Raw genomic sequence first — 26241 nt, forward strand, 5'->3', positions numbered from 1 at the left:
GGCGGGGTCCGCGGGGGCCGCGCGTAGCGGGAGAGGGGTTGCGGGCCCCTCTGCGCGGAGGTGGTCGTGACCGCCTAGCAGGCGCCGACGTCGGTCCAGACGCCCCACTCGCCGGTCGTACCGGGCGCCTCGCCCCGGGTCCACCAGCGGGCCTCGTACTCACGGCCGCCGTGGGACACCCGGTCGCCCTGGGTGTAGGTGCCGCCGGACGTCCAGGCGGAGGCGGTGCAGTCGCCCGGCTGCCCCGTGGGCTCCTCGGTCGGCTGCTCGGTGGGCTCCTCCGTGGGCTCGCCGCCGCCGGAGTTGCCGAGCCGGGCCGAGACGGTGTCCGCGAAGGCGTAGCCGCTGGTCGCGTCCCAGTTGATCGACCAGGTCATCACGCCGCCGATCGGACCGTACGGCGTCTCGGGGGAGAAGGACCCGCAGTCGGTGCCGGTCTCCAGGCAGTCGAGGGCCCGCACGACCTGGCTGGGCGCCATGTAGCCGCCGCCGGCCGCGGACTGGACGGCGGGGAGGCCCAGGCCGACCTGGTCCGGGGTCAGGCCCATCTCCAGCTGGATGCAGGCGAGGGCCGCGACGAAGTCGGGGGTGCCCTGGCTGTACACCTGGCCGTCGCAGCCGAGCATCGACCCGGAGTTGTAGTACTGCATGTTCACGATGGTGAGGATGTCGGAGATGTTCGACGCGAGCTTGTAGTACTCGCGGTCGGCGCTCTGGAAGTCGATGGTCTGCGGCGCCATGGTGATGATCAGGCCCGCGCCCGCCTGTGCGCTGAGGTCGTGCAGGGCGTTGGACATGTGCTCGGCGTTGATGCCGTGCTCCAGGTCGATGTCGACCCCGTCGAAACCGTAGTCCTGCATCAGCTGGTAGGTGGTGTCGGCGAAGTTCTGCGCCTGCGTCGCGTTGGTGACGTCCACGTGGCCGGCCTCGCCGCCCACGGAGATGATGACCTTGCGTCCCTGGGCCTGCACGGCCGCGATGTCGTCGCGGAACTGCTGGTCGGTGTAGCCGCCCAGCTCGCTGCTCGCGAGGTTGAACGTGATGCCGCCGTCGAGGGTGGCGTGGTTGTCGGCGAAGGCGACGGCCACCAGGTTGTACTCGCCGGGGATCTCCGACAGCGGCATCGTCCCGGAGCCGTTCTCGAAGTTGTGCCAGTAGCCGGTGAGCCACTGGTCGGTCTGCTGGGTCCGGACGGATTCGCCGCCGGCCACGGTCTCCGCTTCGGTGGGTGCGGGGGAGATCTGGCTGAAGCCCGCCACGAGGGCGGCCGCCAGAACCGCGAAGGTTCCGGCCAGAGCGGCTTTCCGCCCCGTGGTCCGGCTATGGCGATGAGTCCTGAGCATGGGGGTGCTCCTTTCGTCGAGCGGGGAGACGAAGGGGGCTCCAGGAGGAGCCGCTTAATTGTTAGGAAACTTTAAAGTTGGCTCTCTGTCGCGTCAATGGAAATGGTAAGGAAAGTTTGCAGTTTTCTTTGGGACCGCGTACCACTCGAATGCCGCATGAGCTCCGGTCCCGGCGTTCCCTCCGCCCCGGGCGCCGGGTCGGGCAGGCCGCGCCGGAGCCCCGCCCCTCACGCGCTGTACGGGCCCGCCCCCGTGTCGCGGATGTCCAGGTCGCGGCTCATCACCTGGAACACGTCGTGGTCGATGTCGCCCTCCCGGTACAGCGACACCAGCGTGTCCCGCCGCGCCTGCGTGATCTGGGCGTGCACCGCCTTGCCGCTGTCGACCCTCTCCCGCGCGCGGCCGTCGTCGGCGTCGAGGAGCCCACGCACCTGTGTCACCCGGCGCACGTACACGCCGCGCAGGGAGTCGGCGGTCTTCTCGTCCAGCTCCCCTTCGCGGAGGAGTTCGTCCACCTTGCTCAGCGCGGCGCAGCTCATCCGCTCGTCCGCCCGCAGGAACTCCCGCTGCCGGGCCCCCTCCTCGGCCAACCCGAGAAGCCGCAGCAGCAGCGGCAGCGTCATGCCCTGGCCCACCAGTGTCCCCAGCACCACCACGCCCGCCACGAACACCAGCGCGCCGCGGTCGGTGAACGGCTCCCCGCCCAGCGTGGCGGGGAGCGACAGGGCGATCGCCAGCGACACCGCCCCGCGCATCCCGCTCCACCCGATGACGATCCGCTCCCGGAACGACGACACGTCCAGGTTCAGGAACGACACCACCCGCTGCACCGGGATGACGACCAGCATCAGGACCATGCGCAGGACGACCGCCGCCGCCGCCGTCGCCAGGGCGACCCCCACCAGCGGCAGGAAGGCGAAGTGCTCGCGCACCGCCGTCACCACCGCGTCCAGCTGGAGGCCGAGCACCACGAACAGCATCGACTCCAGCAGGTTCACCAGTGTCGACCAGATCGTGTGCCCGTTCACCCGCACGCGCGGCGGCAGCAGGCCCTCGCCCCGGGTGCCCAGGTAGAACCCGGCGACCACCGCGGCCAGCACGCCGGAGAACCCGGCCATCTCCGCCGGGACGTACGCCACGAACGGCGTGACCAGCACGACCAGCAGCTGGAGCGACGGGTCCTGCATGCGGGTCCGCGACCAGGCCACCGCCGCCGCGACGACGGCGCCGCAGAGCAGGCCGCCCACCACGACCTCGGCCAGCTCCACCAGGCCCTCCTGCGGCGTGAGGGGGCGGGCCATCGCGGTGACGGCCAGGCTGAACACGGTCAGCGCGACACCGTCGTTGATCAGGGACTCGCCCTCCAGGATCGTCAGCACCCTGCGCGGCGTGCCCACCCGCTTGAGGATCGCCGACGCCGCCACGGCGTCCGTCGGAGCGATCGCCGCGCCCAGGGCGATCGCCGCGGGCCATCCCACCGAGGGGATGAGCAGATGGATGACGGCCGCCAGCCCGAACGCGGTGGCCAGCGTCACCCCCACGGCCATCACGATGATGGGCCGCATCAGGTCGCGCATGTCACGGGGCGACGAGAAGAACGCCGCGTTGTAGATCAGCGGCGGCAGGAACACGAGGAGGATGACCTCGGGGGAGACCGACAGCGAGTGCATCCACGGAACGACCCCCAGGGCCATGCCGAGCAGCACCAGCACGATCGCGCTCGGCACCCGGAGCCTCCCCGCGACCAGCTGCCCGCAGATCACGGCGACCACGATCACCAGGGTGGCGATCACGTACTGCTCGACGTTCATCCCGCGTCCCCCGCTCGGCTCCCTGCCGGACCAGCATCGCGCCGCCGGGCCCACGGGTCTCCGTGACGCGCCGGGCGCAGCCGGAGCGGCGCCGGTCCGGTACCCGCGCCGCCCTCTCGGCGGCGGGGCCGCCGCGGCCCGGCACGACGAGGACCGGCCCCCGCGGCTCCTGGCCGCGGGGGCCGGTCGGACGGGCCCGGAAACGGGCCGGACGGCGCCGGCCCGGTGGGCTCACCGCACGGTGACGAAGTCCTCCGGGTCGCGCGGCGGACGGTCTCGGGGCGCCTCGGCGGCGTGCCCCACGGCCACCGACCCCATCGGCTCCCAGTCCCGCGGAACCTCCAGCACCTCGCGCACCACGTCCGCGCAGAACATGGTCGAGGAGATCCAGGCCGAGCCCAGCCCCTCCATCGCCAGTCCCACCAGCAGGCCCTGTACCCCGGCGCCCATCGCCACCTGGAACATCGACCGCTCGGCGTCCGCCCGGCGCGCGTCCGGGTACGGGTGTGCGCCGTCGGCGACCAGGAACGGGACCACCAGGTACGGCGCCCCGCGCAGCACGTCGCCGCGCCGTGTCCGCCGGGCGATCTGCTCCTCCGAGAACCCGTCGCCTCGCAGGTCCGCGACCCACGCCTGCAGCATGGCGTCGAGCAGCCGCTTCCTCGTCTGCGGGGACTCCACCAGGACGAACCGCCACGGGGTCGTGTGGTGCGGGGCGGGTGCGGTCACCGCCGCGGCCACCGCGCGCCGCACGGCGGCGGGGTCCACGGGGGCGTCGGTGAACGATCGCACCGTCCTCCGGGCCGCGACCACGTCCCGCGACCCGTACCGGAACAGGTCCTCGTCGGCGGGCCGCACGAGCGCGGCCGCGCCGACCCCGTCCTCCTCGGTGACCAGCTCGCGGAGCCCGGTGACGACCGCGACCGGGACACCGCTCGTCTTGCCCTTGACCAGCTCCCCGGCCCCCGCGATCTCGTCGGCGACCGCGTTGACGGTCGCCTCCATCACGTTGCCGTGGGTGTCCTCGCTGCCGCGCAGGTCATGGACGGCCGACAGGCCCGCGGCGCCGATGGCGACGTCGGTCTGACCGAACCGCCAGGGGCGCCCGAAGGTGTCGGAGACGATCACCGCCACGTTCACGCCCAGGCGCGCGCGAAGACCCGCGCGGAGCGCGCGGGCGGAGGAGTCGGAGTCCTCGGGCAGCAGCAGCACGGTGCCGGGCTCGACGTTGGAGGCGTCCACCCCGGCCGCGGCCATGACCAGGCCCTGCCGGGTCTGCACGATCCGGGTGCGGCCCGCGCGGGCGACCACCCGCACGGTCTCCGCGTCGACGGCCTCCTCGCGGTCCATCCGCCGGGAGCGCCCCTCGGCCTTGCTGACCACCTTGGACGTGACGACGAGGATGTCGCCGTCGGCCAGCGGGGTCCCCGAGGCCTCCGCCGCGTCGGCGACCAGGACGGCCAGGTCGTCGCCCGCGCGCACCTCGGGCATGCCGCCCAGGCCGCGTACCCGCAGTTCTGTGCTCATCCCCGGGTCGCCTCGCCCTCGGGCCCGCGCCCGGCCAGCTCCACGGCCAGGTCGACCGCGGCACGCGCGATCGCCTCGGTGGAGGCGGGATCGCTCATGTACAGGGGGCGCGAGCGCACCTCGATGCCCTCCACCTCTGTACCGGCGTCGGCCTCGTCCACCAGCCAGCCGTCCAGCAGGTCGGATCCCAGGTGCTCGGCGACCGCGCCCGCGCCGGTCTCCACGCCGATCGCGGTCAGGCAGGCGTCGGCCATGCCGCGCACCGGAGCCCCGCCGATGATGGGGGAGACGCCCACGACGGTCTTGGCGACCATGGCCTCGCGGATGCCGGGCACGTTGAGGATCGACCCGACGCTGACCACGGGGTTGGACGGGGGGAGGATGACGGCGTCGGCCTCGGCGATGGCGGCCAGCACACCGGGGGCGGGCTCGGCCGCGTCGGCGCCGACGCTGATGATCTGCTCCGCGGGCAGTGCTGCCCGGTGCCTGATCCACCACTCCTGGAAGTGGATCGCCCGGCGGCCCTGGCCGTCGTCCACGACCACGTGCGTCTCGACCTGGTCGTCGGTCATGGGCAGAAGGCGCACGCCCGGCTGCCAGCGGTCGCACAGCGCCTCGGTGACGGCGGAGAGGGGGAACCCGGCCGCGATCATCTGCGCGCGCACGATGTGCGTCGCGGTGTCGCGGTCGCCCAGGCCGAACCACGTGGGCTTCATCCCGTAGGCGGCGAGCTCCTCCTTGACGGTGAAGGTCTCGTCGACTCTGCCCCAGCCCCGTTCCTCGTCGATCCCCCCGCCGAGGGTGTACATCACCGTGTCCAGATCCGGACAGATCCTCAGCCCGAACAGGGTGATGTCGTCACCGGTGTTCCCGATGACGGTGATGTTGTTGACTGTGATCTGCTCGTCGGTGTCCGGCGACCCGTTTGCGAGCGCGGCCTTCAGACCGCGGAGGAAACGTGCGCCACCGATACCGCCAGCCGGTACGACTATCCGCATGCGTCCAAGTCTGGCAGGCTGGGGGCGTGTATGGGTCGTCTGCCCCGCCGTGGGCTCGCGACCCTCGTGTGACCGTTCCGGTACCGGGAGTTCGTGAACCCCGGGGTCCAGGTCGCCATCTCACCTCTTCGGCCCGCTCCGGTGTCCCCACACCTCCACCCGGACGCGACCGATGCATCTGACAGTCCGACGATATGCCAAGCTTCCACCGACGCGACGGCGAAGAAGCAGCAGAGGGGAACCTCTCTTGAACAACGAAACACTAGAACGCCTGCGCCTTCCCGGGGCCTGGGTCCTGGTCGGCGCGGTGGGAGCGTCCATGCTCTCGGGCCTGATCCGCCTGATCGCGGGCTCCGGCTACCCGGGCAGCTTCGCCGGAGCGATGGGCGGGGCGAGCGGGGCCTTCTTCGGCCTCCACGTCCCGGTGCTGCTGGCCGCCGCGGCCGCCCTCGTGCTGACGAGTGAGCGCACGCGCCGGGCCGCCTCGCCGATCGTGCTCAGCGGCCTGGTCATGAGCGGCGTCGGCCTGCTGTTCGCCGCGATCAACCTCATCACCGAGTTCGTCGGTGCGGCCGCGAACAACAACATCGGCCTGGGCTTCGCGGGCTTCGTGTCCACGCTCGGATCCGCCGCCGTGCTCGGAATCCTCGGATTCGCGCTGCTCAAGGCCTTCGGTGACCCGACGCTGGTCCCCAAGGCCGCGCCGCAGCAGCAGTACCAGTACCCGCCGCAGCAGTACCCGCCCATGACCGGCGCGCAGCAGTCCTTCGCGCAGCCCGCGTACCCGGCGCAGGACCCCGGCTTCCAGGCCGCGGCCGATCCCGCGCAGACCGGCTCCGGTGTCCAGCAGGGGTACGACGCCTCGCAGCAGTACGGTCAGCAGTACGGTGCGGACGCGGTCCAGCAGCAGTACGGGACGGGTGCGCAGCAGGCGTACGGCCAGTACGGCCAGCAGGTGGACGCGTCCGGGCAGCAGCAGGCCTACGACCCGGCCCAGCAGCAGGCCGGCTACGACGCCTCGCAGCAGTACGGTCAGCAGTACGGTGCGGACGCGGTCCAGCAGCAGTACGGGACCGGTGCGCAGCAGGCGTACGGCCAGCAGGGGTACGACGCCGCGCAGCAGTACGGCCAGCAGGTGGACGCGTCCGGGCAGCAGCAGGCCTACGACCCGGCCCAGCAGCAGGCCGGCTACGACGCCTCGCAGCAGTACGGCCAGCAGTACGGGACCGGTGCGCAGCAGGCGTACGGCCAGCAGGGGTACGACGCCGCGCAGCAGTACGGCCAGCAGGCCGACCCGTCCGCGCAGCAGCAGGCCGAGTACGGGCAGGCCTACGACCCGTCCCAGTACGCCCCGCAGAGCACCGAGCAGATGCCCGTCGTCGGCGACCAGGCCGCCCAGGACGCCATCCAGTACGGCTGGTACCAGGGCGCCGATCAGGGCCAGCCCGCGCAGGACGCCCAGTCCGAGGGCAAAGTTGATTCATTCTTTAACTCTGGTGAGAACAACGGTACCGACACCTCCGGCCAGGCCGGCGGATCGTACGGCGTCCAGTACGGCTCCGGCGCCGGATACGGCTCTGACCAGCAAGGACAGGGCGGTACCGGTGGCCAGCAGGGCTGGTACGGCAGCGAGGACAAGCGCTGATCCCGGCTCGGGGCTCCACGCACTCCACCGCCCTGGAAGGCCGTGAATTGCGTGGTAATCCACAGAACGGACATCTCCGAGTCGTCGTTGGCGGTTCGTTACATGATATTCAGTGGATTACCACGCAGGGCGCTTGACTCGAAGCGAGCGGCGCGCGTGTAATTTCAAGGTGGGATTCCACCCGGCCCGGGGGACGTAAATGGGTCGGGTACATCTATGGGGGGCAACAGGAGGTGCGCATGAGCGAGGTCATCCCGCTGGCGCACGGCTCGGACGAAGATCTGGGCTGGCAGGAACGTGCCCTGTGCGCGCAGACCGACCCGGAGGCGTTCTTCCCCGAGAAGGGCGGCTCGACACGGGAGGCAAAGAAGGTCTGCCAGTCGTGCGAGGTACGTGCGGAGTGCCTGGAATACGCGCTGGAGCACGATGAGCGCTTCGGCATCTGGGGGGGACTCTCCGAACGCGAGCGCCGGAGGCTGAAGAAAGCCGCCGGGGGAGATTTCGATTTCCTGGCGGACATGCTCTAGCGTCGGCGCCGACGACGCGCGTCCGGGCCACGAGCCCGGGCGCGCGTTTTTTCATGTTCCGAGCCCTTCCTGCCCCGGGTGAGGATTGCCGCGCGCACGCCCTCGGACGTGAATATCCCGATATGGCGGTGCCGGGTCGGGGTGAGGTGAATAGGCTCATAAAGCTGGCGGGTGGCGTATCGTGATGTCCCGCGCGCGACAGCCGCCCCCGGCGAACCCACGCCCCCGGCGCACCCACGCGCCCGCCGACCCCGACGGGTCGGACCCACGCGGACCCGAACGGGGTCCAGCCCCTTCTCCCGGAGAGAACCCACCACAGCCGTGCTCGACCCCGATTCCGACCGACACGTCGTCACCGCGGTCATCGTGTCCCACGACGGCGCCCGCTGGCTGCCCGAGACGCTGTCGGCCCTCCGCGCACAGTCCCGCCCCGTCCAGCGCGTCGTGGCCGCCGACACCGGCAGCGCGGATGGCAGCGCGGACATCCTCCGCGAGTACCTGCCGTCCAGCGCGGTCGTCGACCTGCCCGCCCGCACCGGCTACGGCGACGCCGTCCGCGCCGCCCTGGACCTCCCCCGCTCCAGCATCGCCGTGCGCGGCTTCGACGAGGACGCCACGGAGTGGATCTGGCTCATCCACGACGACCTCACGCCGGAGGAGGGCGCCCTCGAGCACCTGGTGGCCGCGGCCGACCAGGACCCGCGCGCCGCCGTCCTCGGGCCCAAGCTCCGCGACTGGTTCGACCGCCGCCTCCTGGTGGAGATCGGCGTCACCATCGACGGGGCGGGCCGCCGCGAGACCGGCCTCGAACAGCGCGAGTTCGACCACGGGCAGCACGACGGCAACCGGCAGGTGCTCGCCGTGTCCAGTGCCGGCATGCTCATCCGCCGCGACGTGTGGGACCGGCTCGGCGGCTTCGACCCGGCCCTCCCGCTGTTCCGCGACGACATCGACTTCTGCTGGAGGGTGGGCGGGGCCGGGCTGCGCGCCCTGCTCGTCACGGACGCTGTCGCCTACCACGCGGAGGCCTCCGCCCGCAGGCGCAGGCCCATCACCGCCACCCGCAACCACCCGCGCCGGGTGGACCGCCGCCACGCGATCTTCGTCCTCCTGGCCAACCTGCCCGTCGGCGGCATGGTGGCCGCGCTGATCCGCAACTCCGTGGCCTCGCTGCTGCGGGTGGTGACCTACCTGCTCATCAAGCAGCCCGCCAACGCCCTGGACGAGGCCGCCGCGATCACCCTGGTGTACCTGAGGCCCCTCCGGCTGGCGCGCGCCCGGTTCCGGCGCCGCCGCGACCGCCGCCGCACCTACAGCGCCATCCGCCCGTTCCTCGCGCGGGGCGTGGCGATACGCCAGTTCTACGACGTCGTCACCGGCATCCTGTCCGGCGAGCCGGTCCGCAACACCCCCGGTCGCCACCAGGCCGTCACCGCGCCGCCGACGGCGGAGGACGAGGACGAGGCGCCGACCGACAGCAACGGCTTCGTGCGCAGGGTCGTCCTGCAACCCGGCATGCTGCTGTTCCTCGGACTCACCGCGGTCACCCTCGTCGCCGGGCGCTCCCTGCTGTTCGGCGACCTCCTCGCCGGGGGCGCGCTGCCACCGGTGGCCGGCACCGCCGCGGACATGTGGGACCTCTACCTCTCGGGCAGCCCCGACAGCGGGCTGGGCTCCGACGGGCCCGTCCCGCCCTACGTCGGGCTCCTCGCCCTGCTGTCGACGCTCACCCTCGGCAAGCCGTGGCTGGCCGTCACCGTCATCCTCCTGGGGTGCGTCCCCCTGGCGGGCACGACCGCCTACGCGCTCGCCCGCGAGGTCCTGGGCTTCCGGCCCGCCCGGCTGTGGATGGCCGCCGCGTACGCGCTGCTGCCGGTCGCCACGGGCGCCGTCGCCCAGGGCCGGCTCGGCACCGCCCTGGTCCACGTCCTGATGCCGGTCCTCGGCCTGCTGCTGGTACGGCTCGTCGCCATGCCCCCGAGGTCGTCGCGCCGGGCAGCCTGGGCCCTCGGCCTCGTCCTGTCGGCCGCGACCGCGTTCGTGCCCCTGGTCTGGCTGCTGTCGCTGGTCACCGGGGTACTGGTGGCCCTGTCCTTCGGACACCTGGGCCGCCGCGTCTACGTCAGCGTCGCGATCAGCCTCGGGCTCCCGGTCGTGATCCTGCTCCCGTGGTCGCTCGAACTGCTCCTGCACCCCACCCTGTGGCTGCTGGAGGCCGGGCTGCACAGCCCGGAGCTGTCCGCCCCGGGCGCCTCCCCCCAACAGCTCCTCATGCTCTCGCCGGGCGGCCCCGGCACGCCTCCGTTCTGGGTCACTGCGGGGTTCGTCGTCGCCGCCCTGTGCTCGCTGCTCCTGCTGCGCAACCGGGTCCTGGTCGCCGCCGGATGGTCGCTGGCCCTCTTCGGCGTCCTCGTCGCCATCCTGACCGGCCGCGTGGTCATCGAGCCCTACTTCGGCGGGCCGCCCGCCCCGGTCTGGCCCAGTGTGGCCCTTGCCTTCGCCTCCACGGCGGTCCTGCTGTCGGCGGCGACCGCCGCACGCTCCTTCGGCGACATGGTGCGGTTGGGCGGGACGCGCAGGGTCTTCGCGGTGACGGTGGCCGCGCTCGCCCTGGCCTCCCCCGTCGCCTCGGCCGCCCTGTGGATGTGGAACGGCGTCGACGGTCCGCTCACCGCCCACGCGACCCCCGTGGTCCCCGGCGCCCTGGCCAGCGTCAGCGGCGGCGGCACCGAGCCGCGCACCCTGGTGGTCACCCCGGACGGGGAGGGCGGCGTGGACTACGTCGTGGTGCGGGGACGCGAACCCCGCCTCGGCGAGGAGCGCGTCGTCCCCGCCCCCGAGGCGCGCGAGGCCATGGACCGCGCCGTCGCGGGACTCGCCGCGGGGCAGGGCGGTGACCAGATGCACGTCCTGGCCGACCACGGCATCCAGTACGTGCTCTACCCGCGCCCGGAGATGAGCGGCCCCGCCGACGCCACCATGGTCGACACCCTGGACGGCACCCCCGGGCTCGGCAGGCAGTCGCTGTCCCAGCACTACGCGCTCTGGGAGGTGGGCATCCCCACCGGCGCCCTGCGCGTCGTGTCCGAGGACGGGACCGGGTCCGAGCCCCTGGAGGTGAGCGGATCCGGTGACGAACGGACCGCGGTGGTGGCCGAGGGCAACACCGGGCGGCGCCTCGCCCTCGCCGAGACCGCGGGCTCCGGCTGGCACGCCACCCTCGACGGCGTCGAGCTGTCCCCGGTCGCCGCCGAGGGCGGCACCCAGGCCTGGGCGCTGCCGGTGGACGGCGGCGAGCTGCGCGTGTGGCACACCGACCACGTGCACGTCGCCTGGCTGGTCACCCAGGGGCTCCTGCTCCTGGCGGTCTCCGTCCTCGCCGCGCCCGGTGTGCGCACGGAGGAGGAGACGCGCCTGATCGAGACGACCCCCGCTCCGCGTCCGCGCAGGCCGGAGCGGCTGCGCAGGACCTCGCGCCGGCGCTCCCGCGCCCGGCGCGGAGCCTCCGTCCCCGGTGCGGTCCGGACCCCGGCCGACGCCGGGGACGCGGACGGCTCCGGCGCGTCCGCGCGCGAGGCGGCCCCGGAGGACGCCGTCGAGGACGGTCCGGAACCCGGGGACGGGGGACCCGCCACCGGCGCGGTCCCCGTGGCCTCCGGGCGGGGCCACCGCAGGGGCTCCCGCGGCACACGCAGGAAGGAACCGGGCAGGCGCCGGGCGGGCGGACGCCCGGGGACGGACGACGGGGGCGCGGGAGCGTCCGGGACCGAGCGGGGGGAGTAGTCCGTGCGACTGATCGTGGAGAACCGGTTCGCGCTGTTCGGCCTGGTCGCGCTGGCCATGGCGGCGCTGTTCGGTGTGGCCTTCGCGACCCGGCCCGTGACCGCGGAGCTCGGCGTCACCGAGCCGGGCGCCGTGCGCCCCGACCACGCGGTGCGGGTCTGCCCCGCCCCGCACGAGGAGGGTGACAGCACCGTCGCCGCGTTCGCTCCCCGGGTGAGCCGCGACGACGAGGGCGGGCTGTGGGCCGAGCACGTTCCGGCCGCCCCGCAGGAGGACGAGGAAGAGGAGGACGCCGAGGACGCGGGCGGCGCGGACGGGGAGGACGCCGAGGACGCGGGCGGGACCGCCGCGGGGGACACCCCCGACGACGGGGGTGAGGCGGACCGCGTCGGCGACGAGCTCACCGAGCCCGGCCGCGTGTGGAGCGCCGACGCCTCCGGCGCCGACGACCCCGCGGCCATCCGCGCCGAGGGCTCGCTGGCCTCCGGCCTCGACGCGGCCCAGACCACCCTCTCCGACGGCTCCGTCACCGAGGTGCGCTGCGTCGAGCCGTCCATCGGCACGTGGTTCGCCCTGCCCGGTGCGGGCGGAGGCGAGGCCGTGGGCGTCGAGGCGATCACCGTCCGCCTGGCCAACCCCGAGGACTCCCGGGCGACGGTCAGCGTGGACGCCTACACCGAGGGCGGCCCCTCCTACTCCTCCGAGAGCCGGGGCATCTCCCTGCTCGCGGGGGAGTCCACCGAGCTCGACCTGACCGAACTCGTCCGCAGCAGCGGAGCCGTCGGCGTCCACGTGCGCACCAGCACGGGCAGGGTCGCCGCGTCGCTCCTCGCCGAGCACGCCTCCGGCGGAGCCGACTGGGTCCCGCCCACGGCCGCCCCCGCCGAGCAGCACGTCGTCCCGGGCATCGTCGGCGGTGACGGCCGCCGCCACCTCGTCCTGGCGGCCCCGGGGGAGGAGCCCGCCGAGGTGCGCGTCCACGCGGTCGCCACCCCGCCGGAGGACGGCGAGGAGGAGGCGGGCGCCGGGGAGGGCGGGGCCAACGGCTCCGGGACGGCGGAGGACCCCCTGGTCGTCACCGTGCCCCCGGCCGCGGCCTCCTGGGTCACCCTGGAGAGCATCCTGGGCGGTGGGGCCGGCGCGGTCGTCGTGGAGTCGGACGTGCCCGTGGTCGCGGGCGTCGCCGCCGAGGCGATGGACGGCGACGACGTCGTCGAGACCGCCTACACGGCCGCCGTGCCGCCGCTGGGCCCGCCGCTGGACGCCACCGCGGTCCTGCCCGACGTGCCCGAGGGCACGGACACCGAGCTGATCCTGAGCGCCGTCGAGGGGGACGCCTCGCTGATGGCCACCCCGGTCGCCGCCGACGGCACCCAGGGCGACGCCGTACGCGTCGCGGTCGCGGCCGGCACCACCGTCGTGTTCGGCGCGGACGGGGACTCCTGGGAGGTTCCGCCGGGCGCCGACCCGCAGGACGGCTACGCCGTCCGCCTGGAACTCGTGGACGGAACGTCCCTGCACGTCGCACGCGTGCTGCGCGACGGGGACGGTCTGAGCGTGCTGCCGGTGCGCCCCGCCCCGGTCGAGATACCGCTCCCGGTGGTGCGCGACAGCATGGTGGGCGTCGTCCCCTAGGTGTACTGACCACGGAGGTTGGTAACACCCACCCCCCTGACACACGCGAAGAGGGCCTCCGGTATCGGTGTGGATTGCGACATCTGCACCGACTCGCCGGAAGGCCCTCGATGCCCCACACTACCCACGCCAACGCCCGCCTCACACCCGCCGGACGCCTGGCCCTGGCCCGCTGCGTCGTCGACCAGGGCTGGCCCCTGCGCCGGGCCGCCGAACGCTTCCAGACCAGCCCCACCACCGTCCAACGCTGGGCCAACCGCTACCGCACCCTGGGCGAGGCCGGGATGGTCGACGCCTCCAGCCGCCCCCACCGCACCCCCCGACGCACCCCCACCCGCCGCGAGCGCCGCGTCATCAAACTCCGCCACACCCACCGGTGGGGGCCGGCCCGCATCGGCGGCCACCTGGGCATGCACCCCTCGACCGTGCACCGCATCCTGACCCGCTACAAGTGCGCCCGCCTGACCCACACCGACCGGGCCACCGGACGCGCGGTGCGCCGCTACGAACGCTCACGGCCCGGCGAGCTGGTGCACGTGGACATCAAGAAGCTCGGCAACATCCCCGACGGCGGCGGCCACAAGGCGCTGGGCCGCACCCAGGGCCGCAAGAACCGCTCCAGGGCCGGGTACGCCTACCTGCACAACGCCGTGGACGACCACTCCCGCCTGGCCTACACCGAGATCCTCACCGACGAGAAGAAGGACACCGCCACGGGGTTCTGGGAACGCGCCCATGCCTACTTCGCCTCGGTCGGCATCACCGTGGAACGGGTGATGACCGACAACGGGTCCTGCTACAACTCCCACACCTGGCGAGACCTGCTGGCCGACCAGGAGATCAAGCACAAGCGCACCCGCCCCTACCGGCCCCAGACCAACGGCAAGGTCGAGCGCTTCAACCGGACCCTGGTCCAGGAGTGGGCCTACGCCCGCCCCTACCGGTCCGAGGCCGAAAAGCGGGAGGCGTTCACCGAATGGCTGCACCACTACAATCACCACCGGTTCCACACCGCCATAGGCGGCCCTCCCGCCTCCCGCGTCACCAACCTCTCAGGTCAATACACCTAGGGCGCGGGGGCCCGCGGAGACGCGCCGCGGCGCCCCGCACCGACCCGGAGGGGCGGCGCGTCAGCTCTCGGGGTCGACCGACTCCGGTTCGACGCCGAGCAGGTTGGCGACCTCCTCGACCACGGTCTCGTGGACGAGGAGCGCCATCTCCTCGGGGTCCTTGGTCCGGATCTCCACCGGACGCCGGTACACCACGATGCGGGCCCGGCCCGAGGGATCGGTCTCCAGGCGCGAGAACGGGATCGCCTCGGACAGCGGTCCGTGGCGCGGGATCGGGGGGACGTCCTCCACGAGGAAGTCGACATTGGCGAGCTCGCGTGCCCACAGACGTTCGAGGCGTTCGACGGCGTCCAGGACGAGATCGTCGAAAGCCTGTGCCCGGCTGCGGAACACCGGCAGGTCAGAGGGCACGAGAGGACCGCGGATGCCTCGGCCGCGGCGGTCCCGGCGCCGCATTCGGTCTGGTTGGCCACTGGAAAGGCGCACTCGTCGCACACTTCGAGACTAAGCCATCAGGCGCCCCGCGCGTAGTCCCCTCCGCCGCGAAGGTGGTCGCCCCGTGAAAACCCGGACCGGGCCCGCCTCCGACGGGCCGGCCGCCGGACGCGGCGCGCGGGCCCCGGAAGGGGCGCGAACAGACCAGCTCATGGAACGATGCTGGCGTGTCCCTCAGTAAAGGCATACAGTCAAACGCTGTGAGCCCTGTTCGCCGCTGCTCCCGTACCGCCTGTCGGCAGCCTGCCGTCTTCACGCTCACGTACGTCTACGCCGACTCGACGGCCGTCCTCGGTCCTCTCGCCGCCTATGTGGAACCGCACTGCTACGACCTCTGTGCCATGCACGCCGACCGCCTGACGGCGCCGCGCGGGTGGGAGGTCGTCCGACTCCCCGTCGAGACGGCGGGGGGCGGCCCCGGCAGCGACGACCTGGAGGCCCTGGCCGACGCCGTACGTGAGGCGGCCCGTCCCCCTGCCCGGAGCCCGTCGCCCGACGACCCCGGTGGGGGCTCGGAGACGCTGCGCAGAGGGCATCTGCGCGTGGTCAGGTCCGATCCGGGCCGGGGCGACCAGCAGAGGCCGGGCCGTCCCGGCGGCCGGCCGTACCCGGGCCCTCCCGAACCCCGTTAGACACCGCTGCGCCCGCGGTGCCGGTGGGGCCGCCGCGCGGTCGCTTGCTAGCTTTGTACCGCGCGCGGCCAGACCCGCGCGGGACCGAACGTGGAGCAGGACCGACCGTCCGGAGAAGACGTGGCTGACCTCGGAAGCATCTTCAAGGCGTACGACGTGCGCGGTGTGATCCCGGACACCCTCAACGCGGACATCGCGCGGGCGATCGGCGCGGCCTTCGCCCGCGTCGTCGGCGGCGGGGCCGTCGTGGTCGCGCACGACATGCGCCCCTCCTCGCCAGAACTGGCCACGGCCTTCGCCGAGGGGGTCACCGCGCAGGGCCTCGACGTGGTCTACGCCGGACTCGGCTCCACCGACCTCCTCTACTACGGCTCGGGCCACCTCGGCCTCCCCGGCGCGATGTTCACGGCCAGCCACAACCCCGCCGAGTACAACGGCATCAAGATGTGCCGGGCCGGGGCGGCGCCCATCAGCGGCGACACCGGTCTGGACGACATCCGGCGCCTGGCCGAACAGGAACTGGCCGCGCCCGGGGGCCTTCCCCCCCACGACGGGCCCGCGGGAACCGTCACCGAGCAGGACCTGCTGCCGGGCTATGCCGACTACCTGCGCGGGCTCGTGGACCTGTCGGACATCCGGCCGCTGAAGGTCGTCGTGGACGCGGGCAACGGCATGGGCGGCCACACCGTCCCGGCCGTCCTCGAACAGGGCCTTCCGCTGGAGGTCGTCCCCCTCTACTTCGAGCTGGACGGCACCTTCCCCAACCACCCCGCCAACCCCCTCGACCCGGCCAACCTGGTCGACCTCCAGGCGAAGGTGCGCGAGACCGGCGCCGACATCGGCCTGGCCTTCGACGGCGACGCCGACCGCTGCTTCGTCGTCGACGAGAACGGCGACGCGGTGCCGCCCTCCGCCGTCACCGCGCTGGTCGCGAGCGAGGAGCTCAAGCGCGCGCCCGGCTCCACGATCATCCACAACCTCATCACGTCGCAGGCGGTCCCCGAGATCGTGCGCGAGCGCGGCGGCGTCCCCGTCCGCACCCGGGTGGGCCACTCCTTCATCAAGGCCACCATGGCCGAGACCGACGCCGTCTTCGGCGGGGAGCACTCCGCCCACTACTACTTCCGCGACTTCTGGCGGGCCGACACCGGTATGCTCGCGGCGATGCACGTCCTGCGGGTCCTGGGCACGGACGACCGCCCGCTCTCCCGGATCACCGCGGAGTACTCCCGCTACGCCGGATCGGGCGAGATCAACTCGAAGGTCGCCGACGCCCCCGGGCGCACGGCGGCGGTCCGCGCCGGCTTCGCCGACCGGGACGGCGTCACCGTCGACGAACTCGACGGCCTGACCGTCTCCCTCCCCGACGGGTCGTGGTTCAACCTGCGCGCCTCCAACACCGAACCGCTGCTGCGGCTCAACGTCGAGGCCGCCGACGAGGCGTCCATGGCCGGTCTCCGCGACGAGGTCCTGGCCATCATCCGCGCCTGAGCAGGCATCATGGTGGGGAGGGGACGACCGCACCGCCGCCGGCGCGGCGGTCTCCCCGCCCCCCGCACACACACTGAGGAACGAGGACCATGAGCACGAAGATCGACGGCTGGCTGCTGGAGATCCTGGCCTGCCCCCAGAGCCAGGCCCCGCTGCGCCACGACCCCGAGACGGACGAGCTGGTCTGCGACGAGAGCGGCCTCGCCTACCCCATCCGGGACGGCATCCCGGTCCTGCTCGTCGACGAGGCGCGAAAAATCGGTTGAGGTCGGATGGAACGACACGGCTGTTCCGGCAGTCATACCGTGTGCGGCAGGGGATGAGGCCCCACTACGGGGCATGACGGGACGCAACCCGCATTCCCCGCAACCCGTACGCTGTTCCTGCGCGCCCCGCTCAAGACGACCTCCCTGGAGGACCCCGATGCCCGGTTCCGATTCGCTGCTGCCGAGCGATCCCTCCTCGTTCGGCGAGTACAGCGTGACCGGACGTCTGGGCAAGGGGGGCCAGGGCGTCGTCTACCTCGCGGAGGGCCCGGACGGCGACGAGGTCGCGGTCAAGGTCCTCAACGACCAGTGGTCGCAGGACTCGGACCTGCGCAAGCGGTTCGAGAAGGAGGTCCGCGCCGCCCAGAAGGTCGCCTCCTTCTGCACGGCCGCGATCATCGACGCCCATCTCGACAGCGACCCCCCGTACGTGGTCAGCGAGTTCGTGCCGGGCAAGGACCTCCAGGAGGCCGTCGCCAAGGGCTCGGTCCTGCGCGGATCGACGCTCCAGCGGCTCGCGGTCTCCACCGCCACCGCCCTGGTCGCGATCCACAAGGCGGGCATCGTGCACCGCGACTTCAAGCCCGGCAACGTCCTGCTCGGCCCGGACGGGCCGCGCGTGATCGACTTCGGCATCGCCCGGGTCGACGACGGCACCGCGACCATGACCAACTCGATCGTCGGCACGCCCTCCTACATGGCTCCCGAGCAGATCGAGGGCCAGGGCATCACCGACAAGTGCGACATCTTCGCGTGGGGCTGCGTGATCGCGTTCGCCTCCACCGGACGCGCGCCCTTCGGCTCGGACACCGTGCCCGCCGTGGTGCACCGCGTGGTCAGCGCCCCGCCGGACGTCGAGGGCGTGGACGAGGCGCTGCGCCCCATCGTCGAGTCGTGCCTGGACAAGAACCCCGCCAACCGGCCCAACGCCCAGACGCTGCTGATGCGCCTGCTCGGCCACGACGGGCCGGACGTGCCCGGAAGATCCACCGACGAGGCCGTCAGGCAGGGCGAGCAGATCGCCCAGGCGGGACTGGCCACCGGCGGCCAGGCGCCGTTCCGGCCCCAGCCGCCGACCGGCCCGCAGGCCGGGGCCGGCGGCTACCCGCCCGGCGCCTCCGCCCCGCGCCCCGGCATGCCGGTCTACCCCGACCCGCGCCACGGGTTCGTCCACCCGGGCGCCTCCAACCCTCGCCCCGGCGTACCGGGCCACCCCGGGACCTCCAACCCCCAGAGCGGAGTCCACGGCCACCCGGGGACCTCCAACCCGCGTCCGGGCTATCCGCACCAGCAGCCGCACGTGCCCCACGGCGTACACGGCATGGGCAACCCGATGCACACGGCCATGAGCCCCAACCAGACCTACGCCCGCCCCGGCGGGCAGCAGCCCATGCCGCGCCCGGTCGAGCAGAACTCGGTGCTCCAGCAGAGCTGGGTCATCCCGGCGGTCCTCATCACCATCGTGATCCTGCTGCTGGTCCTGCTCCTGATCGCGCTCAGCGGAGGCTAGACCCGGCTCCGCGGGCACGCGCCGCGGTCCGCCGCCTCCGCGCGTCCGGATCCCCTCGCCGTGCCCGACCGGGACACGCCTCCGGCACGACCGCGGGCCGCCCGGGAGGCGGGCACGGGTCCCCGCCCGGCGGGCGCCGGGGCCGATCGCGGCGATCCGCCCGCGTCACACCCTCGTGAGCTCGTTCATGGCGCGGGACACAGCCTCGTCCACGAGGTCGCGCACCTGGGGCCAGCGGTCGTCCACGCAGTCGCTCGGCATCACGGTGACACTGTCGGTACCCGACATGCCCAACGCGTCCCGCACCCCGTCAGGGGTGGTCAGACGGGCGTCGGTGGTCACCGCCAGGACCCCGGTCCGGGGCCGTCCGATCTCCTGCACCACCACGCACAGCACCAGGGACGCCTCGCCCACCACGAGCTCCAGGGCCGTCCACCAGTGGGCCGCGCCCGGGGTGAGCACGGTGCGCGCCGCGGTCACCGCCGCCTGACTCCCGGGGGAGGGCTCGTCGTAGCCGCCCGAGTGCACGAGGGCGCGGGCGCCCGGGTCCAGGGCACGCAGGATCAGGGCGACCGGCTCCCTGCGCGAGCGCACGTAGTCCAGGACGCGCCGACGGGTCACGGAGGCCAGCGGTGACACCGGCGACCGCGGTGGGGGAGTGCTGTCGGCCGACCAGCTCAGCTCCTCGCGCAGGGTACGGGTGACCAGCTTCGAGAAGTGGCGCACCAGCCCGGCGAGGCGTTCCTCGGGGTCCCGCCCGGTACACGGCGGCGCGGTGAGCCGGTCCGGCAGCAGCGGCGGGAAGTCGGCCCTCCGCAGGACCAGTGAGGCCAGGACCCAGGGCAGCACCCAGGGGCGGTCGCCCGCGTCCGTCCGCCGCCGCGACCCCTGCTCGGCCCGGGCCGCGTCGAGTCCGTCCAGCACCGCCGAGCACTCGGCGAAGGTGTGCGCCGCGCGCACCACGGGGTGCACGGGAGCCGCCGCGGCCCCGGCCAGACGCAGGGCGTGCTCGGAGTCCAGGGGGAGCGCGGGGGAGCGCGTGGGGTCGTCCTCGGGGAGGGCGAGGGCCCGCTCGGCGAGTTCGGCGACGTAGGCGGCGGTCACCGCGCGCCCCGACATCCCGTCCTCCGCGGTGGACGCGACGAGCTCCTCCAGGGCCGGGCCGCCGCCCAGCTCACGGACGCGGTTCCGGGTGAGCTCCCGCCGTGCTGCTCCGCGCGCGTCCCGGGGCTGGCCCTGGCGGTGCTGGGCCCAGATCACCCGCAGCCGGTCGACGTCCATCAGGTCTTCGCGCACGAGGCCCGGTATCCGGTCCAGAGCCGCGCCGCTGCATAGGGTATCCACGCCCTTTCCGTAGCCCGTCGGCAGTTTGCCAAAACATGCCGAACGGATCCACCTGTGGCCATGACCGGACGCACAGGGGCGTGAACCCTTCGTGATCCCCGCGCGTCCCGTCAGGACCTGCGGTCCTGGAGCAGCCGCATGGCCTTCTGCTTCTCGAAGTCGAGGGCGCGTGCGGGAGCCGCCGCGAGCCTGCCCAGCCGCTCCCCGTGCGCGCGCACCCGCGCCAGCACGTCGGGTTCGGCGAGTACGCGCAGGGCGAACGCCAGCGCTGCGGGCGGGATGTCGAACTCGCGTTCCAGCTCCAGGCCGACCCCGATCGTGCGCAGGTCCTCCTCCGTGAACCGGCGGTGCCGGTGCCCCCGCCCCGTGGGCTGCTCCTGGGTGCGCGGCAGCAGCCCCAGGCCCTCCCGGTAGCGGAGCATCCGGGCCGTGGTGCCCACCCGCTCCGCGGCGGTCGAGATCGGCACGGGGCCCGTCGGCCAGGCGGTCGGGTCGGGCGGGGACGGGGCGTCGTCGAGGGCGGCCATGGACGCGACCCTAACCGAACTCCGCTCCCGGGCACCGCGAATCTGACAGGGCTTTGTCAACTTCGTGCTGGTGCCGGGCCTGCGGGCCTAGAATCGTGGACGCAACGACCACCACGAGTGAGGAACGCATGGCTTTCGACTTCAAGGTCGCCGATCTTTCCCTGGCTTCCTTCGGCCGCGACGAGATCCGACTCGCCGAGCACGAGATGCCCGGTCTCATGGCCACCCGCGCCGAGTACGGGGAGAGCAAGCCGCTGAGCGGCGCCCGCATCATGGGCTCGCTGCACATGACCGTCCAGACAGCGGTCCTCATCGAGACCCTGGTCGCCCTGGGCGCCGAGGTTCGCTGGGTCAGCTGCAACATCTTCTCCACCCAGGACCACGCCGCCGCCGCGATCGTCGTCGGCCCCGACGGCACCCCCGAGGACCCGCAGGGCGTTCCGGTCTTCGCCTGGAAGGGCGAGACCCTGGAAGAGTACTGGTGGTGCACCGAGCAGGCGCTGACCTGGCCCGGCGCCGACGGCCCCAACATGATCCTGGACGACGGCGGCGACGCCACCATGCTCGTCCACAAGGGCGCCGAGTACGAGAAGGCCGGGGCCGTCCCCGAGCCCTCCACGGCGGACAGCGAGGAGTTCGAGGTCGTCCTGACCCTCCTCCAGAAGAGCCTGGCCAAGGACTCCGCCAAGTGGACCGGGATCGCCGAGGGCATCAAGGGCGTCACCGAGGAGACCACCACCGGTGTGCTCCGCCTGTACGAGATGCAGCGTGACGGCGTCCTGTCGTTCCCTGCGATCAACGTCAACGACTCCGTCACCAAGAGCAAGTTCGACAACAAGTACGGCATCCGCCACTCGCTGCCCGACGGCATCATGCGCGCCACCGACGTGCTCATCGGCGGCAAGGTCGCCGTGGTGTGCGGTTACGGCGACGTCGGCAAGGGCGCGGCCGAGGCCCTGCGCGGCCAGGGCGCCCGCGTCATCATCACCGAGATCGACCCGATCAACGCCCTCCAGGCCGCCATGGACGGCTTCCAGGTCACGACCCTGGAGGAGGTGCTGGGGACCGGTGACATCTTCATCACCACCACCGGCAACTTCAACGTCATCATGGCCGACCAGATCGTCCGCATGAAGCACCAGGCGATCATCGGCAACGTCGGCCACTTCGACAACGAGATCGACATGGCCGGCCTGGCGAAGGTCCCCGGCATCGTGAAGAAGGAGATCAAGCCGCAGGTCCACGAGTGGACCCTCCCCGAGGGCAAGTCCGTCCTGGTGCTGTCCGAGGGCCGCCTGCTCAACCTGGGCAACGCCACCGGGCACCCCAGCTTCGTGATGTCCAACAGCTTCACGAACCAGGTCATCGCGCAGATCGAGCTGTTCACCAAGCCCGACGAGTACCCGATCGGCGTGTACACGCTGCCGAAGCTCCTCGACGAGAAGGTCGCCCGTCTGCACCTGGACGCGCTCGGCGTCAAGCTGACCACCCTCACCAAGGAGCAGGCCGCCTACATCGGGGTGGACGTGTCGGGTCCGTACAAGGCCGACCACTACCGCTACTAGGGCGTGTCCCGTGGATGCTTTCGGTTGACTCGGCGCTTGCGCCGATCGACGCGAGCGGATTCCAGGCCATCTCTCGCAAGACGAGTGGCGCAGGTCAGCCCGGGTTCGGCTGTCCGAGCGCAGTCGGCGCAGCGAGAGGCAGCCCGGGGGACGCGAGCCCGGAATGATCCGCGGAACGCGGCCTGGGGCGTGTACCCCGGCCCGCGCCCCGTCGCGGCGGGCCCGCCCTCCCGGCAGACCCACGGGAGCCGGGGCGGAGCGGGTCCCGCCCGGGAAGCAGGCAGCGGGGCGGGCCCACGGCCCGACGGGCGCCGCCGGGAGACCCCGGCGGCGCCCGCGCCGTGTCCGGCCCCGGGCCGGGGGCGGGAGACCGGAACGGAGAAGGGACCCTGGTGATGCACATGACCCACACGCCGCACGAGGTGGCCGACCTCGGCCTGGCCGGCGCCGGGGTCCGCCGCGTGGACTGGGCCGAGCGCTCGATGCCGGTGCTGCGCAGCGTGCGCGAGCGCTTCGCCGCCGAGCGCCCCCTGGAGGGGCTGCGCGTGGCCGCGTGCCTGCACGTGACGGCCGAGACCGCGAACCTGCTGCGCGCCCTGCGCGCGGGCGGCGCCGACGTGGCCCTGGCGGCGTCCAACCCGCTGTCCACCCAGGACGACACCGCCGCCGCCCTGGTCGCCGAGTACGGGGTCTCGGTCCACGCGTGGGCCGGAATGGACCCGGCGGCCTACGACCGGAACCTGGTCACGGTCCTGGAGACGCGTCCGCACCTGCTCCTCGACGACGGGTGCGACCTGGTCAACACGGCGCACGTGGCCCGCCCCGACCTGCTGGACGGGGTCCTGGGCGGGTGTGAGCAGACCACCACCGGCGTCATCAGGCTGCGCAGGATGAGCGCCGAGGGCGAGCTGCGGCTGCCGATGGTCGCGGTCAACGACACCGCCACCAAGCGCATGTTCGACAACCGCTACGGCACCGGCCAGTCCACCATCGACGGCATCCTGCGGGCGACCAACGCGCTGCTCGCGGGGCGCACCGTCGTGGTCGCGGGGTTCGGGTACTGCGGGCGGGGGCTCGCGGAGCGCGCCCGCGGCATGGGCGCCCGGGTGGTCGTCACCGAGGTCGACCCGGTCAAGGCCCTGGACGCGGTCATGCAGGGCTACACCGTCTCGACGATGGAGGACGCGGCCCCGGTCGGGGACGTGTTCGTCACCGTCACCGGCAACCGCGACGTGGTCCGGGCGGAGCACCTGGAGAGGATGAAGGACGGCGCGATCCTGGCCAACTCCGGCCACTTCGACCTGGAGATCGACCTGTCCGCACTGGAGCGCCTGGCCGTCGGGGTCGACCGCGGCGTCCGCGACCAGGCCGACGAGTACGTGTTCGAGGACGGGCGGCGCGTGCTGCTGCTCTCCGAGGGGCGGCTGGTCAACCTGGGAGCCGCCGAGGGCCACCCGGCGGCGGTCATGGACATGTCGTTCGCGGTGCAGGCCCTGACCACGGAGTGGCTGGCCGCGAAGCACGCCGGCATGGGGCCGGGAGTGCTGGAGGTGCCGGAGGGCATCGACACGGAGGTGGCCCGCCTGGAGCTGGCCTCGCTGGGGGTGCGGATCGACGCGCTGACCCCCGGGCAGGAGGCCTACCTGAGGTCCTGGCACCCCTGATCCCGTGAGGCGGTCGGCCGGGCGGACCCGGCCCGCCCGGTCACTGGTACGGGTACGGGCCGCCCTGCGGGTTCCCCGCCGGGGGGTGGCCGCCGTACTGCTGCGGGTACCCCGTGTACTGGTCCGGGTACCCCGTCCGCACCTGCTGCGCGTACCCGTTCGGGTGCTGCGGATACCCCTGCGGGGCCTGCTGCGGGTGGACGCCCGGGGGCGGCTGCGCGGCGGCCTCGTGGCGGCGGCGCCGCTCGGCGAGCACGGCGGCCAGGAAGTACGGAGGGGTGGTGCCGGGCGGCGGAGGCGGGCTGATCTGCGCGGCGACGGCGTCGGCCAGACGGATGCCCATCTCGTGGCGGGTGTGCTCGGCCAGCTCCCCGTACCGGAGCACGTACTGGCGGGCGGCGGCCGCCGTCTCCGCGGACAGCCGGGACAGCTCGACGCCCGCGGCCCATCCGGCCAGGTGCTGCGGCATGGGGACGACCTCGTCGCGGCGGCCGCCCCCGCGCTCCTCCACCACCATGGTCCCGGCGACGAAGTCGCCCACCCGGCGGCCGTCCCGGTTGACCATCGACGTGATCAGGGCGACCATGCCGGTCGTCATCCAGATCTCCACGAACGACGCCAGACCGCGCCCCAGCGCCTGCCGGAACCGCTCGGGCGACCCGTCGGTGCCGACCACCCGCAGGCCCAGCGCCATCTTGCCGAGCGAGCGACCGCGCGAGACCGTCTCGAAGATCGTCGGGTAGCCGACCGTGACCAGGACGAGGCCCGCCAGGGAGACCGCCGCGGTGGCCGCGGCGTCGATGCCGGTGCTGATCCACGACGTCAGGATGCCGAGCGCGATCAGCGCGATGATCTGGACGATGACGTCGATCGCGAGGGCCGCGGCCCTCGTGGCGAAGCCCGCCGGACGCAGGTCGAGCACCACCGCGTCACCGGTGACCAGTGGTGTCACTCCGTACACGTCGCCGCGGGTGTCACCGTCGCCGGGATAGGACACCAGCACACGCTCCCTCAGGACTGTCTGAAACCGTCCCCATGACATTACCCGCCACATGGGACGGGAGTTCGCCTCGGAGGCGGCCCCCGGGCCCGAACCGATAGGGTCCCATGCGTGGATATCGACGTGTTCGCCGCGGTGCACGCCCGGGAGTGGGACCGGCTGGACGATCTGGCGCGCAGGCGCCGTTCGCTGGACGGTGAGGAGATCGACGAACTCGTCGAGCTCTACCAGAGGGTGTCCACCCACCTGTCCGTCGTGCGCTCGTCGGGCCAGGACCCGGCCCTCGTCGGCAGGCTGTCGGCGCTGGTGGCGCGCGCCCGGTCGGCGGTGACCGGCGCCCACGCGTCCGCGTGGCGGGACGTCGGCGGGTTCTTCACGCGGGTCTTCCCCGCGGTGCTGTACCGGCTGCGGTGGTGGTGGATCGGGACGTCGGCGGGCACGGTCGCGATCGCGGCGGTCACGGCCGCGTGGATCGTCAACGACCCCGACGTGCTCCACGCCCTGGGGACCCCCGAGTCGATGGCCCAGTACGTCGAGCACGACTTCGCCAACTACTACGTCGAGAACCCCGCGGGCTCGTTCGCCGCCCAGGTGTGGACGAACAACGCGTGGGTGGCCGCCCAGGCGATCATCTTCGGTGTGGCGTTCGGGCTGCCCACACTCGCGGTGCTGGCCATGAACGGGGTCAACATCGGGATGGCCGCCGGGATGATGATCGCCCACGGGCGCGGCGACGTGTTCTTCGGGCTGATCCTCCCGCACGGGCTGCTGGAGATGACGGCCGTGTTCGTGGCCGGGGGCGTCGGGCTCAAGCTCGGCTGGACGATCATCTCCCCGGGGGACCGCACCCGCATGCGCGCCCTGGGCGAGGAGGCGCGGGCGGCCATCGCCGTCGTGCTGGGCCTGGTGGTCGTGCTCTTCGTCTCCGGGCTGATCGAGGGCTTCGTGACCGGCTGGGTGCACGTCACCTGGCAGAGGATCGGTATCGGCGTCGTCGCCGAGGCGCTGTTCGTGCTCTACGTGTTCACGGTGGGCCGCAGGGCGTACCTGGCGGGGGAGACCGGCGACATCAAGAACGCGCCGCAAGCCGTGCCGGTCGCCTGACGGGCTCGGCGCCGCCGGCCCGCCGTGGCAGCATCGCGGGATGGACACCGACACTCCCCGCTGGTTCAAGAGCTCCCACAGCGACTTCAACTCCAACTGCCTGGGAGTGGCGATCGTCGAACCCGCCCGGTTCGGTAGAGCCCACCGCGATTCCGACAACGGTCGCCTGGGCGCCGCGCTCGCGAGCGGCGTGGGGGTCCTGGTGCGCGACACCCGTCACAGGAAGAGCGCCGTCCTCCGGTTGGGGGCACGGGAGTGGTCGACTCTCCTGCGGCTCCTCCACACCGGGGAACGCGGCTGACGG

The 26241-nt window shown here is 72.9% G+C and carries 21 protein-coding genes; 13 read left to right on the top strand and 8 right to left on the bottom strand.

Going from position 1 to position 26241, the window contains the following annotated elements; translation table 11 throughout:
- Window positions 1-74 precede the first annotated feature (74 nt).
- The 4 genes from Q8791_RS15700 to cofD all read right to left on the bottom strand — a co-directional run bounded on the left by Q8791_RS15700 (window position 75) and on the right by cofD (window position 5679).
- On the bottom strand, window positions 75-1343 hold the full coding sequence (locus Q8791_RS15700; protein ID WP_330092449.1) for a glycosyl hydrolase family 18 protein: 1269 nt from the start codon (window positions 1341-1343) through the stop codon (window positions 75-77).
- Between the two features lie 227 nt (window positions 1344-1570).
- A complete protein-coding gene (locus Q8791_RS15705; protein ID WP_330092450.1) occupies window positions 1571-3154 on the bottom strand; it encodes a Na+/H+ antiporter in 1584 nt (527 codons plus the stop codon).
- A 231-nt stretch (window positions 3155-3385) separates the two neighbouring features.
- Window positions 3386-4681: a coenzyme F420-0:L-glutamate ligase gene (locus Q8791_RS15710; protein WP_330092451.1), complete on the bottom strand. Its 1296-nt coding sequence runs from the start codon at window positions 4679-4681 to the stop codon at window positions 3386-3388.
- Window positions 4678-5679 carry a 2-phospho-L-lactate transferase gene (gene cofD / locus Q8791_RS15715; protein WP_330092452.1) on the bottom strand — a complete coding sequence of 334 codons (1002 nt, stop codon included), beginning with the start codon at window positions 5677-5679 and terminating at the stop codon, window positions 4678-4680. The genes Q8791_RS15710 and cofD overlap by 4 nt, the downstream gene beginning before the upstream one ends.
- Window positions 5680-5926: 247 nt before the next feature.
- Between cofD and Q8791_RS15720 the strand changes: the two genes are divergently transcribed.
- From Q8791_RS15720 to Q8791_RS15740, 5 genes are all read left to right on the top strand, one after another.
- Complete coding sequence (locus Q8791_RS15720; RefSeq protein ID WP_330092453.1) at window positions 5927-7324, top strand: mediator complex subunit 15 domain-containing protein; 1398 nt, start codon at window positions 5927-5929, stop codon at window positions 7322-7324.
- A 239-nt stretch (window positions 7325-7563) separates the two neighbouring features.
- Entirely contained in the window at window positions 7564-7851 is a 288-nt protein-coding gene (locus tag Q8791_RS15725; protein ID WP_014908913.1) for a WhiB family transcriptional regulator, read from the top strand.
- Between the two features lie 321 nt (window positions 7852-8172).
- Window positions 8173-11634 (top strand): glycosyltransferase family 2 protein, encoded by a 3462-nt coding sequence (locus tag Q8791_RS15730; protein ID WP_330092454.1) that lies wholly within the window; start codon window positions 8173-8175, stop codon window positions 11632-11634.
- Between the two features lie 3 nt (window positions 11635-11637).
- Window positions 11638-13269 carry a DUF5719 family protein gene (locus Q8791_RS15735; protein ID WP_330092455.1) on the top strand — a complete coding sequence of 544 codons (1632 nt, stop codon included), beginning with the start codon at window positions 11638-11640 and terminating at the stop codon, window positions 13267-13269.
- Between the two features lie 110 nt (window positions 13270-13379).
- Window positions 13380-14339 (top strand): IS481 family transposase, encoded by a 960-nt coding sequence (locus Q8791_RS15740; RefSeq protein WP_330092456.1) that lies wholly within the window; start codon window positions 13380-13382, stop codon window positions 14337-14339.
- Window positions 14340-14399: 60 nt separating this feature from the next.
- On the opposite strand, the gene Q8791_RS15745 is transcribed toward Q8791_RS15740, so the two are convergent.
- Window positions 14400-14795 (bottom strand): metallopeptidase family protein, encoded by a 396-nt coding sequence (locus tag Q8791_RS15745; RefSeq protein WP_330092457.1) that lies wholly within the window; start codon window positions 14793-14795, stop codon window positions 14400-14402.
- A 239-nt stretch (window positions 14796-15034) separates the two neighbouring features.
- Here Q8791_RS15745 and Q8791_RS15750 point away from each other — a divergent pair, with 239 nt between their 5' ends.
- From Q8791_RS15750 to Q8791_RS15765, 4 genes are all read left to right on the top strand, one after another.
- Window positions 15035-15466, top strand: coding sequence for a DUF3499 domain-containing protein (locus Q8791_RS15750; protein WP_330092458.1), 432 nt, complete (start codon window positions 15035-15037; stop codon window positions 15464-15466).
- Between the two features lie 120 nt (window positions 15467-15586).
- Window positions 15587-16957 (top strand): phosphomannomutase/phosphoglucomutase, encoded by a 1371-nt coding sequence (locus Q8791_RS15755; protein WP_330092459.1) that lies wholly within the window; start codon window positions 15587-15589, stop codon window positions 16955-16957.
- Window positions 16958-17046: 89 nt separating this feature from the next.
- Window positions 17047-17223: a Trm112 family protein gene (locus Q8791_RS15760; RefSeq protein ID WP_013154764.1), complete on the top strand. Its 177-nt coding sequence runs from the start codon at window positions 17047-17049 to the stop codon at window positions 17221-17223.
- Window positions 17224-17380: 157 nt separating this feature from the next.
- Window positions 17381-18733 carry a protein kinase domain-containing protein gene (locus tag Q8791_RS15765; protein WP_330092460.1) on the top strand — a complete coding sequence of 451 codons (1353 nt, stop codon included), beginning with the start codon at window positions 17381-17383 and terminating at the stop codon, window positions 18731-18733.
- A 165-nt stretch (window positions 18734-18898) separates the two neighbouring features.
- On the opposite strand, the gene Q8791_RS15770 is transcribed toward Q8791_RS15765, so the two are convergent.
- Together Q8791_RS15770 and Q8791_RS15775 are read right to left on the bottom strand one after the other, a co-directional pair.
- Window positions 18899-20077 (bottom strand): hypothetical protein, encoded by a 1179-nt coding sequence (locus Q8791_RS15770; protein WP_330092461.1) that lies wholly within the window; start codon window positions 20075-20077, stop codon window positions 18899-18901.
- A 110-nt stretch (window positions 20078-20187) separates the two neighbouring features.
- Window positions 20188-20604, bottom strand: a complete 417-nt coding sequence (locus Q8791_RS15775) for a MerR family transcriptional regulator (RefSeq protein WP_330092462.1) — start codon at window positions 20602-20604, stop codon at window positions 20188-20190.
- Between the two features lie 128 nt (window positions 20605-20732).
- Here Q8791_RS15775 and ahcY (Q8791_RS15780) point away from each other — a divergent pair, with 128 nt between their 5' ends.
- A complete protein-coding gene (ahcY, locus tag Q8791_RS15780) occupies window positions 20733-22169 on the top strand; it encodes an adenosylhomocysteinase (RefSeq protein ID WP_330092463.1) in 1437 nt (478 codons plus the stop codon).
- 401 nt (window positions 22170-22570) lie between these two features.
- Window positions 22571-23833: an adenosylhomocysteinase gene (ahcY, locus tag Q8791_RS15785; RefSeq protein ID WP_330092464.1), complete on the top strand. Its 1263-nt coding sequence runs from the start codon at window positions 22571-22573 to the stop codon at window positions 23831-23833.
- A gap of 40 nt (window positions 23834-23873) precedes the next feature.
- Here the strand turns inward: ahcY (Q8791_RS15785) and Q8791_RS15790 are convergent, their stop codons facing one another.
- Window positions 23874-24836, bottom strand: coding sequence for an RDD family protein (locus Q8791_RS15790; RefSeq protein ID WP_330092465.1), 963 nt, complete (start codon window positions 24834-24836; stop codon window positions 23874-23876).
- 108 nt (window positions 24837-24944) lie between these two features.
- On the opposite strand from Q8791_RS15790, the gene Q8791_RS15795 reads away from it, so the two are divergent.
- Window positions 24945-25937, top strand: coding sequence for a stage II sporulation protein M (locus Q8791_RS15795; protein WP_330092466.1), 993 nt, complete (start codon window positions 24945-24947; stop codon window positions 25935-25937).
- A gap of 40 nt (window positions 25938-25977) precedes the next feature.
- On the top strand, window positions 25978-26238 hold the full coding sequence (locus Q8791_RS15800) for a DUF397 domain-containing protein (protein ID WP_330092467.1): 261 nt from the start codon (window positions 25978-25980) through the stop codon (window positions 26236-26238).
- The last annotated feature ends 3 nt before the right edge of the window (window positions 26239-26241 follow it).

Origin of the sequence: Nocardiopsis codii, from assembly GCF_036327455.1 — a bacterium.
In the GTDB taxonomy this organism is placed as follows: domain Bacteria; phylum Actinomycetota; class Actinomycetes; order Streptosporangiales; family Streptosporangiaceae; genus Nocardiopsis; species Nocardiopsis codii.

What these genes read in the sequence shown, in the direction of transcription:
- Q8791_RS15705 (WP_330092450.1), bottom strand. Translation starts at nt 3,154, where the DNA reads ATGAACGTCGAGCAGTACGTGATCGCCACCCTGGTGATCGTGGTCGCC.
- Q8791_RS15760 (WP_013154764.1), top strand. Translation starts at nt 17,047, where the DNA reads ATGAGCACGAAGATCGACGGCTGGCTGCTGGAGATCCTGGCCTGCCCC.
- Q8791_RS15700 (WP_330092449.1), bottom strand. Translation starts at nt 1,343, where the DNA reads ATGCTCAGGACTCATCGCCATAGCCGGACCACGGGGCGGAAAGCCGCT.
- ahcY (WP_330092463.1), top strand. Translation starts at nt 20,733, where the DNA reads ATGGCTTTCGACTTCAAGGTCGCCGATCTTTCCCTGGCTTCCTTCGGC.
- Q8791_RS15710 (WP_330092451.1), bottom strand. Translation starts at nt 4,681, where the DNA reads ATGAGCACAGAACTGCGGGTACGCGGCCTGGGCGGCATGCCCGAGGTG.
- Q8791_RS15740 (WP_330092456.1), top strand. Translation starts at nt 13,380, where the DNA reads ATGCCCCACACTACCCACGCCAACGCCCGCCTCACACCCGCCGGACGC.
- Q8791_RS15800 (WP_330092467.1), top strand. Translation starts at nt 25,978, where the DNA reads ATGGACACCGACACTCCCCGCTGGTTCAAGAGCTCCCACAGCGACTTC.
- Q8791_RS15775 (WP_330092462.1), bottom strand. Translation starts at nt 20,604, where the DNA reads ATGGCCGCCCTCGACGACGCCCCGTCCCCGCCCGACCCGACCGCCTGG.
- cofD (WP_330092452.1), bottom strand. Translation starts at nt 5,679, where the DNA reads ATGCGGATAGTCGTACCGGCTGGCGGTATCGGTGGCGCACGTTTCCTC.
- Q8791_RS15745 (WP_330092457.1), bottom strand. Translation starts at nt 14,795, where the DNA reads ATGCGGCGCCGGGACCGCCGCGGCCGAGGCATCCGCGGTCCTCTCGTG.
- ahcY (WP_330092464.1), top strand. Translation starts at nt 22,571, where the DNA reads ATGACCCACACGCCGCACGAGGTGGCCGACCTCGGCCTGGCCGGCGCC.
- Q8791_RS15765 (WP_330092460.1), top strand. Translation starts at nt 17,381, where the DNA reads ATGCCCGGTTCCGATTCGCTGCTGCCGAGCGATCCCTCCTCGTTCGGC.
- Q8791_RS15725 (WP_014908913.1), top strand. Translation starts at nt 7,564, where the DNA reads ATGAGCGAGGTCATCCCGCTGGCGCACGGCTCGGACGAAGATCTGGGC.